Origin of the sequence: Cystobacter fuscus, from assembly GCF_002305875.1 — a bacterium.
Taxonomy (GTDB): Bacteria; Myxococcota; Myxococcia; order Myxococcales; family Myxococcaceae; genus Cystobacter; species Cystobacter fuscus_A.
In genome coordinates, this window is sequence record NZ_CP022098.1 from 3590114 (window position 1) to 3607113 (window position 17000).

Annotated in this window: 11 protein-coding genes; 5 read left to right on the plus strand and 6 right to left on the minus strand. The window is 68.3% G+C overall.

Annotated features, from left to right (window positions below):
- Window positions 1-7: 7 nt before the first annotated feature.
- Together CYFUS_RS14840 and CYFUS_RS14845 are read right to left on the minus strand one after the other, a co-directional pair.
- Complete coding sequence (locus tag CYFUS_RS14840; protein WP_095985823.1) at window positions 8-1468, minus strand: POT family MFS transporter; 1461 nt, start codon at window positions 1466-1468, stop codon at window positions 8-10.
- Window positions 1469-1543: 75 nt separating this feature from the next.
- On the minus strand, window positions 1544-2401 hold the full coding sequence (locus CYFUS_RS14845) for a hypothetical protein (protein WP_095985824.1): 858 nt from the start codon (window positions 2399-2401) through the stop codon (window positions 1544-1546).
- A 715-nt stretch (window positions 2402-3116) separates the two neighbouring features.
- Here CYFUS_RS14845 and CYFUS_RS14850 point away from each other — a divergent pair.
- From CYFUS_RS14850 to CYFUS_RS14860, 3 genes are read left to right on the plus strand one after another with little or no spacing between them, the layout of a single operon-like run.
- Window positions 3117-4469, plus strand: a complete 1353-nt coding sequence (locus CYFUS_RS14850) for a class I adenylate-forming enzyme family protein (RefSeq protein WP_232537559.1) — start codon at window positions 3117-3119, stop codon at window positions 4467-4469.
- Window positions 4462-5196, plus strand: coding sequence for an SDR family NAD(P)-dependent oxidoreductase (locus CYFUS_RS14855; protein WP_095985826.1), 735 nt, complete (start codon window positions 4462-4464; stop codon window positions 5194-5196). Before CYFUS_RS14850 ends, CYFUS_RS14855 begins: the two co-directional genes overlap by 8 nt.
- A complete protein-coding gene (locus tag CYFUS_RS14860) occupies window positions 5190-6638 on the plus strand; it encodes a thioester reductase domain-containing protein (protein WP_095985827.1) in 1449 nt (482 codons plus the stop codon). The genes CYFUS_RS14855 and CYFUS_RS14860 overlap by 7 nt, the downstream gene beginning before the upstream one ends.
- Window positions 6639-6644: 6 nt before the next feature.
- Here the strand turns inward: CYFUS_RS14860 and uvrA are convergent, their stop codons facing one another.
- The gene (gene uvrA, locus CYFUS_RS14865; protein WP_095985828.1) at window positions 6645-9530 is read right to left on the minus strand and encodes an excinuclease ABC subunit UvrA; all 2886 of its coding nucleotides are present in this window, start codon (window positions 9528-9530) and stop codon (window positions 6645-6647) included.
- Between the two features lie 225 nt (window positions 9531-9755).
- Here uvrA and CYFUS_RS14870 point away from each other — a divergent pair, with 225 nt between their 5' ends.
- The gene (locus CYFUS_RS14870; RefSeq protein WP_095992007.1) at window positions 9756-10658 is read left to right on the plus strand and encodes a metallophosphoesterase family protein; all 903 of its coding nucleotides are present in this window, start codon (window positions 9756-9758) and stop codon (window positions 10656-10658) included.
- Between the two features lie 22 nt (window positions 10659-10680).
- On the opposite strand, the gene CYFUS_RS14875 is transcribed toward CYFUS_RS14870, so the two are convergent.
- A complete protein-coding gene (locus tag CYFUS_RS14875) occupies window positions 10681-12057 on the minus strand; it encodes a pyridoxal-phosphate dependent enzyme (protein WP_095985829.1) in 1377 nt (458 codons plus the stop codon).
- A gap of 36 nt (window positions 12058-12093) precedes the next feature.
- Here CYFUS_RS14875 and CYFUS_RS14880 point away from each other — a divergent pair, with 36 nt between their 5' ends.
- The gene (locus CYFUS_RS14880) at window positions 12094-13641 is read left to right on the plus strand and encodes a class I adenylate-forming enzyme family protein (RefSeq protein WP_095985830.1); all 1548 of its coding nucleotides are present in this window, start codon (window positions 12094-12096) and stop codon (window positions 13639-13641) included.
- Here CYFUS_RS14880 and CYFUS_RS14885 read toward each other — a convergent pair.
- Both CYFUS_RS14885 and CYFUS_RS14890 read right to left on the minus strand, forming a co-directional pair.
- Window positions 13638-14501 (minus strand): DUF5995 family protein, encoded by an 864-nt coding sequence (locus CYFUS_RS14885; protein WP_095985831.1) that lies wholly within the window; start codon window positions 14499-14501, stop codon window positions 13638-13640. The genes CYFUS_RS14880 and CYFUS_RS14885 overlap by 4 nt on opposite strands.
- Window positions 14502-14522: 21 nt before the next feature.
- On the minus strand, window positions 14523-16910 hold the full coding sequence (locus CYFUS_RS14890; RefSeq protein WP_095985832.1) for a PEP/pyruvate-binding domain-containing protein: 2388 nt from the start codon (window positions 16908-16910) through the stop codon (window positions 14523-14525).
- Between the last annotated feature and the right edge of the window lie 90 nt (window positions 16911-17000).

A 17000-nucleotide genomic window follows, 5' to 3' on the forward strand; every position in this document is an offset into this window, starting at 1 on the left:
GCGGGCGCTACAGCGCCTTCGAGCCGTCCACGAGGGAGGGAGGGGGCTGCGCGCGATCCGGCACGCTGCCCCCCACGTCCTGCTGGTAGTAGTCGCGCACCTGGTAGTGGCGGGCCATGAAGGCCATGGCCCCGGAGGCCAGGAGCGCGAGCCCTCCATAGAAGAAGAACTGGCCCGCGCCGCTGAAGACGTTGAGCGCGGAGGCGATGGCCACCGCCACGTTGGCCAGCGTGGTGGTGAGCAGCCACAGGCTCTGGATGATGCCCTTCATCTCGCGCGGCGCCTGGGTGTAGGCGAACTCGAGGCCCGTGGTGGACACGAGGATCTCCGACAGCGTGAGGACGATGTAGGGCAGGAGCTGCCAGGAGATGTTGAGCACGGTGCCCCGCTCCATCACCACCTGGAAGTAGCCCGCGATGGCGTAGGAGAACGCCCCCACCGCGAGCCCGAGCGGCATGCGGCGCAAGGGGGTGAGCTCCCAGCCCGCCTTCTGGAAGGCGGGGTACACGACGCCCACCAGCAGGGGGATGAGGATCATCACCAGGGCGGGGTTGATGAACTGCATCTGGCTGGGCTGGAAGGTGATGGGGCCCACGTGGGGATCCATGGCGCGCGCCTGGATGACCCAGGTGGACGCCTTCTGATCGAAGAGCATCCAGAAGAAGGGGATGGTGGGCAGCAGCAGTCCGCTGATGCGCAGCACGGCCTTGGCGCCCTCCACGGCCTCGGCGGGGTGTTCGCGCGTGGCGCCATCGAGCCAATGGGCGCCCTGGCCCCGGTGGCGCAGCGCGGAGCCGACGACCTTGAGGAAGGAGTGGGGGTTGGGCCCGGTGGGGGGCACCACCACGTAGTGCTTGCGGCCGCCCCAGAAGATGAGCGTGGCCACGAACATCAACACGCCCGGGATGCCGAACGCCACCGCGGGCCCCAGGTGCTTGAGCGTCAGGGGGATGGTCAGCGAGGCGAAGAAGGAGCCGAAGTTGATGGTCCAGTAGAAGATGGCGAAGACCTTCTTCACCAGGTGCTTGTTGTCCGCGGTGAACTGATCTCCCACCATGGCGCTCACGCACGGCTTGATGCCGCCGCTGCCCAGGGAGATGAGCACCAGGCCCGTATAGAAGCCCGTGGCGTTGTTCTCGAAGATCGCCAGGCACGCGTGGCCCAGGCAGTACACGAGGCTCAGCCAGAGGATGACCTTGTACTTGCCGAACCAGCGATCCGCGAGGTAGCCGCCCAGCAGCGGGCAGAAGTACACGCCCGCCATGAACAGGTGCATCAGGCTCTTGGCTTGAGCCGAGCGCGCGCCCTCGTCGGGCACGGCGTTGCGCAGCAGGTAGTCGATGAGGAACACCGTGAGGATGTTCCGCATCCCGTAGAAGCTGAAGCGCTCACAGGCCTCGTTGCCGATGATGTAGGGAATCTGTGGCGGGAATCGGTCCGAGGATGGAGCGCTGGGCGTGCGGGCCATGGGCGGGGAGTGCCTTGCCGGTAGGGGGTCCAACCTCCCTGCCTACTCCACCGCCCACCCCGGCACAACCCGTGCTCAGGGTGCCAACGACAGACCGACGAAGGGCCCCGCGAACAGGTCGCGGTTGACGATGCCGTCCACCAGTCCCTGATCGCTCAGGTAGGTGGCGCGATAGCCCGCCCGCAGCCGCAAGAGGCTTCCCAGGTCCACCCCCACTCCGGCATCCCCGCTGAGCTGCACGTACGGCAGCGGCGTCCAGTGGGCGGAGGCCTCCAGCTTGAGGGGTCCCGCGACCTTCAGGCGGGCGCTCGTTCCCAGGCCTGGTCCAATCATGGTGACGTCCGGCGCGAACGCCGCGTCCAGGCCTCCGGTCAACCGCCACTTCACCCGGTCGTTGTTGACCAGCAGGACGCTCGGCCCGAGCGAGAACAGGGAGATGGCGTCACGGCCCATGCCGCCGCCCTCCGCGGCCAGGTTGAACAGGTCCAACCTCGTCCCGAAGCCGAACCGCTGCCCGTCCACATTCAACCCCAGCCCCACCGAGTAGCCCTCCCTCACGACGCCCGTGTCCACCCTCAGGTCCAGCGCGGCGGGCGGGGTGGTCACGTCCTGCGCGCTCGGAGGAGGCGGCGGCGGACGCAGGCGACGCCACGTCAGGTCATACCCATAGTACCGGCCGTAGCTCGGTACGCCGGCGCCCAGGAAGGGCCACGCCCAGGCGGGATCGAAGTAGTAATAGCTGCCCCATGGATAGCCGTAATACCCGTAATACCCGCGCGGGTAGTAGCCATAGTTGGGCCTTCCTCCCCAGTGATTCCCTCCACCGCCAGGCCGGGAGGGACCTCCTCCCCCGGGAGATGACGACGGCGGAGGGGTCGAGCGCTTGCCGAAGCGCGCCTCGGCCTCACCCGTGCCGAGTCCGATGGTCGCCACGGTTAGAACCAGTCCTACTTGTTTCCACATGGTCCCACTCCGATAACGAAGGGCCCGTGTCGTGCGGCCCCTCTCTTGACATGAAGATAATAAGCGCGCCGCTGGCACGCTCGGACCGAGCCCCTCTCGGGGAGCGGACAGAAGACCCGCTGGGGGCCCGACGTTTCGCCCCGGAATTTATTCACGGATTTTTTCGTGGGGCCACCTGGTGGGGGCTCGGACCCGGCGTCACCCGCGCATCCACGGACCGACCCTGGCGCGGCGGGGGCGGGGCACCCGGGGGCCGGGCCGAGGCGGCCTCACGGTGCGCGTGTGGATGGGTTTGCTCCGTCATCCCAATCCCACTGTTTCCGGGCGGCCGGGCCGCGGCGTATGTGTTTCCGGACATCTCTGCTGCGTGGGTGCTCGGATTGGATGCCAATCCACGACTGTCAGGGATGAAGGGGGTCCACATCCACGAAGGGATGAGAGGTTTCAATCCTGGTGAAGAGCGACGCGGGGACGGTGGTCCCTCGCGAAAGCCTTCTCGGAAGTTGTGATGTTGAATGCCGAGCAGCAGCGCCACATGCCCGGAAACTCCGCGGCTGCTCGCCTTGACCCACGAGAGATCGTGCGCCACAGTCATCCCCGGCGATACGGCTGTTCCCGCACGAGCGTCCATGGGGCTCGCGCGTTCCTCTCGCGATTCAATTGAGCGCGTTTTTCCATCATCGATATGTCTAACTTGAAGGCACGACTCGAGCAATTCGGGTCCAGGCCCGCACTCGTCTTTCGCGGATCAACGATAAGCTATGCCGAGCTGTGTGAACGCGCCAACGCGTTCGCGACGTTGCTGACGTCGGAAGGGATCGCTCCGGGCGAGTGCGTGGCACTTCGCGGAGATTTTTCCCCCAACACGGTGGCTCTCCTGCTCGCGCTCGCTGACCACCGCTGCATCGCCGTTCCCCTCGGCAGATCGGCACGCGCGCAGCACGCCTCGTGGTTCGAGATCGCCCAGGTCACCCGCCTCTTCGACTTCAACGAAGACGACACCTGGCGCCCGAGCCGGGTGCCATGGCGGGGCGAGGCGAATCCCCTCCTGGCGCAACTGCGCTCCGACGGGCGCGCGGGCATCGTCTTCTTCTCCTCCGGGACGAGCGGGGCGCCCAAGGCCATGTTGCACGCGGTCGACCGGATCCTCGAGAAATTCGCGCGGCCACGAGCGCCTCGCCGCACGCTGAGCTTCCTGTTGCTCGATCACGCCGGTGGCATCAACACGTTGTTCGGCATCCTCACCGGCGGCGGAACACTGGTCGCTCCCGAGGGCCGCACTCCGGATGCGATCTGCGCGCTGATTCAAGAATACCGCGTCGAGCTCCTGCCAACGACGCCCACGTTCCTGAACGTCATGCTGCTCGCCGAGGCGCACCAGCGCTACGATCTCTCGTCGCTCGAGCTGATCACCTACGGCACCGAGCCCATGCCCGAGTCGACGCTCAAGGCGGTGCACCGCGCCCTGCCAGGCGTGCGCATCAAGCAGACCTACGGCCTCAGCGAGCTCGGCGCGCTCGCCACGCGCTCCGAAGCCGATGACTCGCTTTGGATCCAGATCGGCGGCGAGGGGTACGAGGCGAAGGTCGAAGGGGGCACGCTGCGCATCCGCACGAAGATGGCGATGCTCGGCTACCTCAACGCGCCCTCGCCGTTCGACGCCGAGGGGTGGATGGATACGGGCGACGCGGTCGAGGTGCGCGGCGACTACGTGCGCGTCCTCGGCCGGCAGTCCGAGCTCATCAACGTCGGCGGCCAGAAAGTCTTTCCCCAGGAGGTGGAGAACGTCATCCTCGGCGTGCCCAACGTCAAGGACGTGCTCGTGCAGGGCAGGGCGAGCCCCGTCGTCGGACAGCTCGTCGTGGCGACGGTGCAGCTCGCCCGGCCCGAGCCCGCCGACGAGATCCGCAAGCGGGTGCGCGAGTTCTGCAAGGACAAACTGGATGCTTTCAAGATCCCCGCGGTCGTGACGGTCACGGAGAGTGAGCTCTCCAATGAGCGCATGAAGAAGGCGCGCACCAGGACGGCGTATGTCTGAGAAAACCCTCGTCATCGTGAGTGGTGGGAGCCGTGGTCTGGGCGAGCACCTGGTGCGCGCCCTGCTCGCGGACGGCCACCCGGTCGCGACCTTCAGCCGTGGCAGGACTCCCTTCATCGACGGCTGCATGGCCGAACATCCGGAGCGCTTCTACTGGGAGGAGTGTGACATCACCGACGCGCCGAGGCTGGATCGCTTCGTCGCCGAGTGCACGCGCCGGTTCGGCCCGGTCGGCACGCTGATCAACAACGCGGCGTTCGCCACCGATGGGTTGTTTCTCTTCGCGCGACGAAACGACATGCACAAGGCGCTCGCCGTGAACGTGGAAGCGGTCATGAACCTGACGCAGACGTGTCTGGCCGGCATGATTCGCGCGCGCAAGGGTATCATCATCAACGTCTCGTCCGTCTCCGCCGTGCGCGGCATCAAGGGCGTCGCGGCGTATGGGGCGACCAAGGCCGCCGTGGATGGCTTCACGCGCGGGCTCGCGCGAGAGATCGGCTCGCAAGGCATTCGCGTCAACTCGGTCGCGCTTGGCTATTTCGAGAGCGCGATGAGCACGGCGCTGCTCGATTCGGATCAGGTCAAGAAAATCGTTGAACGCACGCCGCTCAAGCGCGTCGGCCACATCGAGGAGATGGTCGGCGTGATTCGTTTCCTGATGTCCCCGGCGGCCGGGTTCATCACCGGGCAAACGCTCCTGGTCGATGGAGGACTGACATGCTGAAGATCAAAGACGCGGTATGCAAGGCCATCAATGACGTGCTCTCGGAGGACGGACGGACGCTCGAATCGACCGCCGACGAGACGAAGCTGTCCTCGCTCGGACTCGATTCCCTGTCCATGGCGCGGGTGATCGTCACCCTGGATGACGAATGCAAGGTGGCCCCATTCACCCAGGGCGGGGTCGACGTGACGAGCATCCGGACGCTCGGCGATCTCTACCGGGCCTACTCCCTCTCCCCGGCGGAGGGAGCGAAGGAGTCGCTTCCCGTGGAGGCGGACGTGGCGCTCGCCGCGGACGTCGTCCCGTCCGCCGTCCGGACCATTGATTCGAAGGAGATCCTCCTCACGGGCGCCACGGGCTTCCTGGGCAGTCATCTGCTCGATGAACTTCTCGACCAGACAGACGCGGTGATCCATTGCCTCGTTCGTGCCGACGACGCCAACGCGGCCCTCACGCGCGTGGCGAAGAGCATGGAGCGCCGCGGTCTGCCTCTGGGGGACCGCTTGCGCCGCGTCCGCGCCATCGTGGGGGACGTCTCGCAGCCGCGCTTCGGGCTCTCCGAGAAGGAGTACGAGGAGCTCGCGTCACGGGTCGGGGTCGTCCACCACTGCGCGGCGTGGATCAACTTCCTCTTCCCCTACACGACCCTCAAGCCGTCGAACGTCGTCGGCACCGAAGAGGCGCTCCGCTTCGCATGCACGGGCCGCACCAAGCAGTTCCACTACATCTCGACGCTCGGCGTCTTCTGCGGGCTGCAACACGCGAGGAACACGGTGAGCGAGTCGACGCCGGTGGGCCCCTGCGGACCGATGGCGCTCGGCTACGAGGAGAGCAAGTGGGTCGCGGAGCAGCTCGTCGTCGAGGCGCGGGGCCGCGGCCTGCCCGTCACCATCTACCGCACGCCCTTTCTCACGGGACACTCCGTCACCGGTGCGTGGGAAGCCACGGATCTGTACCGCTTGCTGCTCGAGGGGTGCATCCAGATGGGCGCCGCGCCGGACTGGGACCATGAGATGGCCGCCGTCCCCGTCGACTGCGTGAGCCGCGGCATCATCCGCCTGTCGCTCCAGGAGTCGTCCCTCGGGAAGATCTTCCACATGAGTCACCCCGCGCCCATCACCTGGGGCTACTTCGTGAAGCAGCTCGACTCCCACGGCTATCCCGTGCGCCTCGTTCCCGTCGCGGAGTGGCTGCGGATGCTGCTCGGCGCGATCGACCGGCGGGAGCCCAATGCGCTCGCCCCGGTCCGTCCGCTCTTCACGCCCAACGCCGAGGACGGAAGGACGATCCTCGACCGCCTGGCGCGCGACCGCGTGGCGATCCTCGGCTGCGAGCAGACCCAGACGGTCCTGAAGGACAACGGCGTGGGCTGTCCCGCCTTCACGCCGGAGCTGCTGGTCCGGTACGCGGCGCGGGCGGTGGGTGGGTCGGCGCGCCGCTGACGCGTGCTAGGCGGCGGGAGACGCCACCTCGGGGGGCCGCTGGCCCACGCGGTGGCGTCGCTTCTTCGTCAGCACGTACTTCAGGTAGCGCCCGGTGTGGCTCTCCTTCACCTCGGCCACCTGCTCCGGCGTCCCCGTGGCGAGCAGCTGTCCTCCGGCCGCTCCCCCCTCGGGGCCCATGTCGATCACCCAGTCCGCGCTCTTGATGACGTCCAGGCAGTGCTCGATGACGAGCACCGTGTTGCCCGCCTCCACCAGCCGGTTGAGCACCTGCAAGAGCTTGCGGATGTCCTCGAAGTGCAGGCCGGTGGTGGGCTCGTCGAGGATGTAGAGCGTGCGGCCGGTGGCCACGCGCGCCAGCTCCCGCGCCAGCTTGATGCGCTGCGCCTCGCCGCCCGACAGCGTGGGCGAGCTCTGCCCCAGCCGGATGTAGCCCAGGCCCACGTCCTCCAGCGTCTGGAGCACGCGCATGATGTCCTTGTGCGCGGCGAACAGTTGCATCGCCTCGCGCACGCTCATGTCGAGCACCTCGGCGATGTTCTTGCCCTTGTAGCGCACCCGGAGCGTGGCCTCGTTGAAGCGCTTGCCGCCGCACACCTCGCACGGCACGTACACGTCCGCGAGGAAGTGCATCTCCACGAGCTTCACGCCATCTCCCTCGCACGCCTCGCAGCGCCCGCCCTTGATGTTGAAGGAGAAGCGCCCGGCGGTGTAGCCGAACGCGCGCGCCTCCGGTGTCAGGGCGAACACCTCGCGGATGCTGTCGAAGAGCTTCGTGTACGTCGCCGGGTTGCTGCGCGGCGTGCGCCCGATGGGCCGCTGGTCGATGTCGATGACCTTGTCCAGGTTCTCCAGCCCGAGCACCGCCTTGTGCTTGCCCGGCACCTCCCGGCTCTCGTAGAGCGCGCGCGCCGCGGCGGGGTAGAGGATCTCGTTGATGAGCGTGGACTTGCCCGCGCCGGACACGCCTGTGACGGCCACGAACAGGCCCAGGGGGATGTCCACCGTCACGTCCTTGAGGTTGTTCTCCCGGGCGCCCTGGATGGTCACCTTGTTCTTGCCCGGAGCCCGGCGCTGGGACGGTATTTCGATCTCCTTGCGGCCGGAGAGGTACGCGCCGGTGAGGCTCTTCTCGTTGTCCATCACCTCGGCCGGCGTGCCCGCGGCCACCACCTGGCCCCCCAGCTCGCCCGCGCCGGGGCCGAAGTCCACCAGGTAGTCCGCCTCCTCCATCGTCTCCTCGTCGTGCTCCACCACGACGACGGAGTTGCCCAGGTCGCGCAGGCGCTTGAGCGTGCCGAGCAGCTTGCCGTTGTCTCGCTGGTGCAGGCCGATGGACGGCTCGTCGAGGATGTAGATGACGCCCGTGAGCTCGCTGCCCATCTGCGAGGCGAGCCGGATGCGCTGGCTCTCGCCGCCAGACAGCGTGGACGCGGTGCGATCCAACGTCAGGTAGTTCAGGCCCACGTCCACGAGGAAGCCCAGGCGGCTGCGGATCTCCTTGAGCAGCTCGGTGGCGATCTTCCGCTCCGTCTCCGTGAGCTTCAGCTCCTTGAGCCAGCGCAGCGCGTCCCCGATGGTCAGCTGGCTCAGCTCCACGATGGAGCGGCCATGCACCTTCACCGCCCGGCTCTCCGGCTTGAGGCGCGCGCCGTCACACGTGGGGCAGGGCTTGTCGCTGAAGAACTTCTGGTAGTAGGTGCGCGCGGCCTCGGAGGTGGTCGTCTTGAAGCTGCGCATCAGCTTGTTGACGAGCCCCTCCCACTCCATCTCGTAGTTGCCGCCATCGCCCCACTTCACGTTGAAGCTCTTGCCGTCCACGCCGTACATGAGGATCTTCTTCGCCTTGGCGGGCAGCTTCGCGTAGGGCGTGTCCAGGTCGATGCCGAAGGCGTTGGCGAGGCTGTCCACGAAGTCCGCCGTCCAGCCCTCGCCCCGGTTCATGCTGTTGGCCCACGGCTCCACCGCGCCCTCGCGGATGGTGCGCGAGCCGTCCGGGACGATGCGCTCCGGGTCCATCTCCGCCTTGGTGCCCAGGCCGTTGCAGTCCGAGCACATGCCCAGCGGGTTGTTGAAGGAGAACGAGGAGGGCGTCAGCTCGCCGAAGGACAGGCCGCAGGCGTGGCACGCGTTGAGCTCGCTCATGACGCGGTCGCTCGCGGGGTCTCCCGTCTCGTTGGTGAGGATGAGCAGGCCCTTGCCCTCGCGCAGCGCCGTCTCCACCGAGTCCGTCAGCCGCTGCTTGCCCTCGGGCTTGATGGTGACCCGATCGATGACGAGCGCGATGTCGTGCTTGGACTTCTTGTCCAGCTCGATCTTCTCCTCCAGGCTCTTCACCTTGCCGTCGATGCGCGCGCGAGAGAAGCCGCGCTTGAGCGCCTCGGTGAGGATGTCCTTGTGCTCGCCCTTGCGGTTGCTCACCACCGGAGCGAGCACCATGGCCTTGGTGCCCGCGGGCGAGCCCATGAGCGTGTCGACGATCTGCTGGGCGCTCTGCTTGCCCACGCGCTGGCCGCAGTTGGGGCAGTGCTGCACACCCACCGAGGCGTAGAGCACGCGCAGGTAGTCATGCACCTCGGTGACGGTGCCCACGGTGGAGCGGGGGTTGTTGCTGGCCGCCTTCTGCTCGATGGAGATGGTGGGCGACAGGCCGCGGATGGTGTCGTACCGGGGCTTCTCCATCTGTCCGAGGAACTGCCGGGCATAGGCCGACAGACTCTCCACGTAGCGCCGCTGCCCCTCGGCGTAGAGGGTATCGAACGCGAGTGAACTCTTCCCGGATCCGGAGACGCCGGTGAACACCACCAACTTCTTCTTGGGGATGTCCAGGGAGATGTTCTTGAGGTTGTGCTCCTTGGCTCCACGGATGGAGAGGGTGTCGGGCTCGGACATAGGGGCGCGGTCTAGCACTGAAAGGGCGCGCAGTGGGGGGAATGTGGGCGCGCGCACGGGTTGGGATGGTCCTCAACGGTTCGTGTTTCAACCCGAATCCAGGGGCCCGCCAGAGGGCAGGGCAGGCGGACGGGGCAGCGCTCCCACACCCTGAACACGATCTGACACAAGGCCTGGGGATGGATCTCGACAGGGCGTGGATGGCCGGGCAGGGTGGTGGGCACGATGGCTCCGGACTCACTCCTGGTGGTTGGTGTGGGAGACATCCATGGTCGCTTCCACCGGGTGGAGGCATGGCTCGACGCGCTCGAGGAGGCGCGCCGTCGTCCCGTGGACTTGGTGCTGGCCGTGGGCGACGTGGAGGCCTTCCGGCTCGCGGATGATCACCGGCGCAAGGCCGCCAAGCGCGGCATGCCCGCGGAGTTCGCCGCGTACGCGGATGGGGTGCGCGCGATGAAGCGGCCCCTGTACTTCATCGGCGGCAACAACGAGGACTTCGAGGCGCTGCACGACGGACCCGAGGGCTTCTCGCTCGCGCCCAACGTGCACTACCTGGGGCGCTCCGGGCTCAAGGAGCTGCTCGGCCTGCGGGTGGGCTACCTGTCGGGCATCCACGCGCCGCGCTTCTACGAGCAGCCCTTGAAGCGTCCGCGCTCGCTCGACACGGCCAAGCAGGCGGGCTACTTCCGCGCGCCCGAGGTGGAGCGGGTGATGGCGCTGCGCGACGTGGACGTGCTGCTCGTGCACGAGTGGCCCCGCGGCCTTCCCCAGCGGGCCCAGGAGCGGGAGACGCCGCCGCCGGGCCGCACGCTGCCCTCGTACTGGATTGGCAACCCCATCACCCGGCGGCTGGTGGAGACGGTGCATCCGCGCTGGGTGTTGTGTGGCCACTCGCACCGGGCCTTCGCGGTGTCCCTGGGCGGGGGCCGCACGCCCACGCGCGTGGCCTGTCTGGATCAGGCGGCCAGGCCCGAGGAGTCGGTGTTCTGGATGGAGTTCCAGGGCCGCGAGGTGGTGTGCGCCGGGTGGGGCGTCTCGGGCGGGGTGGCCTGGCGGATGGGGCAGCCCTGGGGCCTGGGCTCGTTGCCCACGCCCTCCGAGCCCCCACCCCTGGGCACCATGGGGTAGGGTCGCGGCCCCCGCGCCGGTCTCAGCGCAGCTTGCGGCGCAGGTGGTTGAGCAGATCGATACGGGTGATGAGTCCGATGAACTCGTCCCCCATCATGACGATGGGCACGAAGCCCTTGTCCAGGTAGGTGAGCAGCTCGGGCACCGGGGTGCGCACGTCCACGGTCTGCAGGCGCGTGGACATGAAGTCGCGCACCGGCAGGCGCAGGCGCGTCTCGTCGTTGATGGCCGCGAGCAGCAGGTCCGACTCGTCGATCATCCCCACCACCTTGCCTCCGTCGAGCACCGGGAGCTGTGACACGTCGTAGAGCTTCATGCGCCCGTAGGCGATGAGCAGCGTGTCGTTGGGGGCCAGGGTGACCACGGCCCGGTCCGCGTAGCGGCGGGTGATGACGTCGCGCAAGTCCCCGTGGGCCGCGCGCGGCAGGAAGCCCTGATCGGCCATCCAGAAGTCGTTGAACATCTTGGACAGGTACTTGTTGCCGCTGTCGCACACGAAGGTGCACACGCGCTTGGGGCTGGTCTGCTCGCGGCAGTAGCGCAGCGCGGCGGCGATGAGCGTGCCCGAGGACGAGCCCGCGAGGATGCCCGCCTTCTTGAGCAACTGCCGCGCCGTGTCGAGGCTCTCCGAGTCGGGGATGGTGTAGGCCTTCTTCACCCGGGACAGGTCCGCGTTGGGCGGCAGGAAGTCCTCGCCAATGCCCTCGACGACCCACGAGCCCGCCTTGCCCATCTTCCCCGTCTTCACGTAGTCGGCGAGCACCGAGCCCTGGGGATCGGCGAGCACCATCTCGCACTCGGGGATGGCCTTGGCGAAGTAGCGCGACAGGCCCGCGAGCGTGCCGCCCGAGCCCACGCCGCACACCATGGCATCCAGGCGGTGCTCGAGCTGGGCGGAGATCTCCGGACCGGTGGTGGTCTCGTGGGCGAGCGGGTTGGCGGGGTTGGCGAACTGGTTGACGTAGAAGCCACCTGTCTCGCGCGCGATGCGCTCGGCCATGTCCTGGTAGTACTCGGGGTGGCCCTTGTCCACGTCCGAGCGCGTCATGATGATCTCCGCCCCGAGCGCCTTGAGGTGGAGCACCTTCTCCTGGCTCATCTTGTCCGGGATGACGAGCGTGAGCCGGTAGCCCTTCTGCGCGGAGACGAGCGCCAGGCCCAGGCCCGTGTTGCCCGCGGTGGCCTCGACGATGTGCTTCTGGTGGGGACCGAGCTGGCCCGCCTCCTCGGCGGCGGAGATCATGGACAGGCCGATGCGGTCCTTGATGGAGCCGCCCGGGTTCTGGCTCTCGAGCTTGAGGAAGAGCTCACACGGACCCGTGTCCAGCTGGGTCACCTTCACCATGGGGGTGTTGCCGATGAGGCTGAGGACGTCGTGTCGGAGAGGGGCGAAGCGCATGGCCGTGCACACTACACGCGGTAGTCTCCCGCGTGCATGACGACTTCTCTCCTCGACCTCTTCCTCACCCGGGCCCGTCAGCTCCCCGACGGGCCCGTCCTGGACTTCGAGCGGCGCCGTTTCACCGCCGGACAGCTCGCCGCCGACGTGACGGCCTTCGCCCGTGCCCTGAGGGACCAGGGGCTCGCCTCCGGGGACCGGGTGGCGCTCTTCCTGGAGAACAGCCCCGCCTTCGTCATCGCCTACCTGGGCACCTGGTACGCCGGGGGCGTCGTCGTCCTCGTGAACACCCAGTACCGCCAGGTGGAACTGGGCCACATCCTCGCCGACTCCGAGGCCCGGGCCTGTGTCACCGGGGCCGCGGGCGCCGCCGAGCTCGCTCCCTTGAAGGCCCAGCTTCCCGCGCTCGAGTGGCTCGTCACCGTCGAGCCGCCTCCCCAGGCCGTGCCCTGGCCCACGCTCGACTTCGACGCGCTGCTCGCCCGGGGCGCCTCCTCCTCCGCCGCGCTGTCGCTTCCCTCGGGCGAGCAGCTCGCCGTGCTCGGTTACACCTCGGGGACCACCGGCCGCTCCAAGGGCGCGATGATGTTGCACCGCAACCTGCTCGCCAACGTGCGCGCCGTCACCGAGGCCTGGCGCTGGACGCGGGAGGATCGGCTGCTGCTCGCCCTGCCGCTCTTCCACACCCACGGCCTCATGGTGGGTCTGCATGGCACGCTCTACTCCGGTGGCACGGTGGACCTGCGGCGCCGCTTCGACGCGGCCGAGGTGCTCGCGTCGTTGAGCCAGGACGCCTCCCTGACGATGTTCTTCGGCGTGCCCACCATGTACGGCCGGCTGCTCGAGGAGTCCCGCCGCACCGGCGTGCGCCCCCGCGCCCTGCGTCTGCTCGTCTCGGGCTCGGCGCCCCTGAGTGCCCAGCTCTTCCAGGAGGTGGCGGAGGCGTTCGGCCAGCGCATCCTCGAGCGCTACGGCATGACGGAGACCATCATGAACACCACCAACCCCTATGAGGGCGAGCGGCGTCCGGGCACCGTGGGCATGCCGTACCCGGGCCAGGAGGCGCGCGTGGTGGACGTGCGCACCCGCCAGCCCCTGCCGCCGGGGGAGACGGGAGAGATCGAGGTGCGCGGCCCCCACGTCTTCGCGGGATACTGGCGGCGCCCGGATGCCACCGCCGAGTCCTTCGATCCCGAGGGGTGGTTCCGCACGGGAGACCTGGGCGAGTGTGACGCGGATGGCTACTTCCGCATCACCGGCCGGGCGCGCGAACTCATCATCAGCGGTGGTTTCAACGTCTATCCCCGCGAGGTGGAGGAGGTGCTCGCCCAGCACCCCACCGTGGCGGAGGTGGCGGTGCTGGGCCTGCCGGATCCGGACTTCGGCGAGCAGGTGGTGGCCGTCGTCGTCCCCGCCGCCGGCCAGGGCGCCGAGCCCTCGGCGCTGGTGGAGTTCTGCAAGGAGCGGCTCGCCAGCTTCAAGAAGCCCCGCCGGGTCGTCTTCGTGGACGCCCTGCCGCGCAACGCGCTCGGCAAGGTACAGAAGCACGTGCTGCGCGAGCGGCTCCTCGGCTCGGGCCGCTAGAAGGGCGAGAAGACCTGGGTGGGCTTCTTCTTCTCGGGCGCGGTGTCCTCGCGCTCGAGGGTGATGGGCCCGAAGGTGGTCTTGCTGAAGAGGTTCAGGAGGCCGCGGAGTGAGCGCTGGAGCACCGTCCCTTCGCACGCGAGGCTCTCGGCGAGCTGGGCGGATTCCCAGTCGAGCCGGTCATGGACGAGCTGGAGCTCCTCCGGGGATTGGGCGGACAGGAAGGAGATGGCCGACCACCAGACGCGCTCGCGGTAGTACTTGATGCCGAGCTCCCCGAGCACCTCGTCCAGGTCGCCCACCAGCTCGCCCATCAGTTGCAGCTCCCCTCCATAGTCGCGCGTGAGCACGGTTTCCACCTGGGGGATGGTGTTGATGAGGACGTTGTTGACCTGATCGTGGTCGAACTTGCGCCGCGGCAGCAGCAGGTGATCCCTCCCATCATCATGCTCCTCGAGGTTGAGATAGACGCCGTAGGCGAGGTCGTAATTGATGTGGGCGTTGATGCCGAGCAGCATGTCCTGGAAGACCGAGGTCTCGTTGGAGGCCGCCAGGCGGTGCGCCGTCTTCCAGGCCCGCTCGCCGCCGCGCTCCTGGGTGCTCAGGGATTGGAAGTAGAGCAGGGAGAACTTCCCGGCCAGCTTATCGACCCACTTGGGATCGAAGAAGATGCGTCTGTCATAACGGCCGCGCTGGTGGACGGCCTGCCAGATGGCGGTGGTGATGAGATAGTAGGCGCGCAGGAAGATGGCGCGCTGATCGTTCTCACGGTGGAAGTAGTCGAGCGCCGAGCGCATGGCGTCGAGGGAGTCTTCGATGTCCTTGGGTCGGTACGCCTTGATTTCCGCGAGGGTCGCCATGAGTGCCAGACCTCCATGGCTTCATCCTATGTTTCCGGGATCCGCCGGTCGAATCACTTCCACGCGGCCCTGACTGCCATTGACCCGTACCCGGTCGCCCGTGCGCAGGCGCATCGTCGCGTTGCCACAGCCCACCACCGCGGGAATGCCCAGCTCCCGGGCGACGATCGCCGCGTGGGACAACGGTGCGCCCACGTCCGTCACGATCGCGGCGGCGCGTGGAAACAAGGGCGCCCAGCCGACGTTGGTCACGGTCGTCACGAGGACTTCCCCGGCCTGGAAGGTGTTTCCCTCCTCGGGTGAGGTCAGCAGCCGTACCGGGCCCTCGACGATGCCGGCCGCTCCCGGAAAGCCGGTGATCGATTCCTGGGCGGGCGTGCTGTCCCCACGCGCATCGAATACATCGCTCCGTCGCCGGGGATCGGCCGCCCATTGGAAGGGATCGAAGCGGCCGCGGATCAACGTCGGGTAGACCGGCAGGGCCGAGTACCGGGCATGTGTGGCCCGGCGGGCCGGGACGAACGCGAGCGCCGTGGCATCTCCGCGCAGCAGGGCGAGGAGCTCCTCGTGGTACAGGAAGAAGAGGGCGTCCCCCTGGCCCGTCAACGTCCCCGCCCGCAGGACGAACGCGCGCAGCACCCAGAAGGCCCGAATTACCTCCGAGCGCGCCGCCTCGCGCGCGTGGGCCCCCTCGGCGGCCAGGTCCAGCAGTCCGCGTATCTTCGCGGCCCGGCGCGGGTGGTTTCGTTGGAATCGCTCCCAGGCGGCGTCCCGCGCCTCCTTCTGACGCGAGAGCAGCGTGTCCACGTCCACGGGGGCCTCGCGCGCCTGGGCGAGCTGCCGGTCGATCCATTCCGGATCCTCGGCGGGGCGGGGGAGGGAGATCTCGAATTCGTGTGGGCCCCGGTGACCGTATCGCCGGGCATAGGTCTCGCGGTCGAGCTCCCCCCGGCTCAGTCGGGCGAGTGCCACGAGGGGGGCGAGGCTCGCCAGGGGACTCGCGCCGCTGCTCAGCCCCGACAACAGCGCGGTGGCCTCGGCGTCTCCCACCCACTTGCCCAGCGTGCGCCGCAGCCCGTGGACGGCTCTTCCACTCCGCCGGCTCCCTGCTTCGAGCATGCGGCAACACTCCTGGTGGTAGGGGAACAGCTCCTGGCCCCACAGCGCGTCCAGCTCCGCGGCACTGGACGTGGCCTGGATCCGGGCATGGAGCGCCTCGCAGCGCTCGGGGGCGGACGCGACGAACGCGGCCAGCCTGGACTGGTTGGCACGTACGCGTTTGCGGAGGCGTATCGCGCCGGGGACGAGCTTGCGCAGGAGGCTCCAGCGCGAGATCGGCAGCAGGGGGATCTCCATGCCCTCGGGAAGCCGTCCGAAGGCTTCCTCGGCCGTCTCGGCGAAGCGTTGTTGGCTCACGCCGAACGTCGCGCCCAGGGTCGCCGCGAGGCTCAGGTTCATGTAGGCGCGGCCGCCGAGATTGCCCATGGGTGGGTCGTTGCCCATGAAGAGCAGGGGCAGGGTCTCGGCGAGGAAGAGGCGCAGGAGGGACCACGTGCAGGGCGTCATCACATCGGGGACCGCCTCGCCGAGGTTCGTGCTCGTCCACAGGTAGTCGCCCGTGAGGCTGTCATTCCACTCGCCCGTCGCGGGCTCATGGCCGCGCAGGGTGGTGATCGGCCGGGCCTGCAGCAGCATGAGCTGGCCTCGGGAGATCGCCCACTCGAGGTCCTGCGGTGAGCCGAATTCCTCCTCGAGCCGCAGGGCGAGCCGCCGGAACTTCCGGGCGTGGACGCGCAGCTCCGGGGGGCCGGAGTACGTGCCCTTCAGCCGATCGATGGTGAAGGACGACGGTGTCACCTCGCCCGCGACCAGGCGCTCGCCGAGACCGCTCACGAAGTTGCCCACCAGCGCCGAGCGGTTGCCCGTTACCGGGTCGGCGGTGAAGAGCACGCCCGAGGTGTCCGCCGCCACCAGGTGCTGGATGACGACCGCGACCTCGTGCCCGGTGGCGAGTCCCTGGGCCTGGCTGTACGCCGCGACGCGCTCCGCATGTCGGGAGCGGCGCACGGTCCCGATCGCCCGCCGCACGGCGTCATCGTCCCGTACGTCCAGGACCGTCTCGAAGCCTCCGGCGAAGGAGGCCTGCTCCGAGTCCTCGCCGAGCGCCGACGAGCGGACCGCGAACGCGCGCTCGGGCTGGCCCGCCCGCAGCCGCGCGAGCGCGGTGACGACCTCGTCCCAGGAAGCGGGCCGGAGCGCGTCTCCCTCGAAGGCGCTCGTCAGGACGATGAAGCCCGGGGGCACGGGATGGCCCGCCTGATGAAGTCGCGCGAGCACGCGCCCCTTCCCACCCGCCTGGGTGGCCCGCTCGGCGGTGAGATCCTCGAAGAAGCAGACCGTATTCGTCATATCAAATGATGTAAAACAGGTTTATTCTTCGATTCAAGAAGTCAATGCAGAGGGAAGACACCATGCGTCAAAGAATCCACTGGATATCCC

What these genes read in the sequence shown, in the direction of transcription:
- CYFUS_RS14875 (WP_095985829.1), bottom strand. Translation starts at nt 12,057, where the DNA reads ATGCGCTTCGCCCCTCTCCGACACGACGTCCTCAGCCTCATCGGCAAC.
- CYFUS_RS14855 (WP_095985826.1), top strand. Translation starts at nt 4,462, where the DNA reads ATGTCTGAGAAAACCCTCGTCATCGTGAGTGGTGGGAGCCGTGGTCTG.
- CYFUS_RS14870 (WP_095992007.1), top strand. Translation starts at nt 9,756, where the DNA reads ATGGCTCCGGACTCACTCCTGGTGGTTGGTGTGGGAGACATCCATGGT.
- CYFUS_RS14890 (WP_095985832.1), bottom strand. Translation starts at nt 16,910, where the DNA reads ATGACGAATACGGTCTGCTTCTTCGAGGATCTCACCGCCGAGCGGGCC.
- CYFUS_RS14885 (WP_095985831.1), bottom strand. Translation starts at nt 14,501, where the DNA reads ATGGCGACCCTCGCGGAAATCAAGGCGTACCGACCCAAGGACATCGAA.
- CYFUS_RS14880 (WP_095985830.1), top strand. Translation starts at nt 12,094, where the DNA reads ATGACGACTTCTCTCCTCGACCTCTTCCTCACCCGGGCCCGTCAGCTC.
- CYFUS_RS14860 (WP_095985827.1), top strand. Translation starts at nt 5,190, where the DNA reads ATGCTGAAGATCAAAGACGCGGTATGCAAGGCCATCAATGACGTGCTC.
- CYFUS_RS14840 (WP_095985823.1), bottom strand. Translation starts at nt 1,468, where the DNA reads ATGGCCCGCACGCCCAGCGCTCCATCCTCGGACCGATTCCCGCCACAG.
- CYFUS_RS14850 (WP_232537559.1), top strand. Translation starts at nt 3,117, where the DNA reads ATGTCTAACTTGAAGGCACGACTCGAGCAATTCGGGTCCAGGCCCGCA.
- uvrA (WP_095985828.1), bottom strand. Translation starts at nt 9,530, where the DNA reads ATGTCCGAGCCCGACACCCTCTCCATCCGTGGAGCCAAGGAGCACAAC.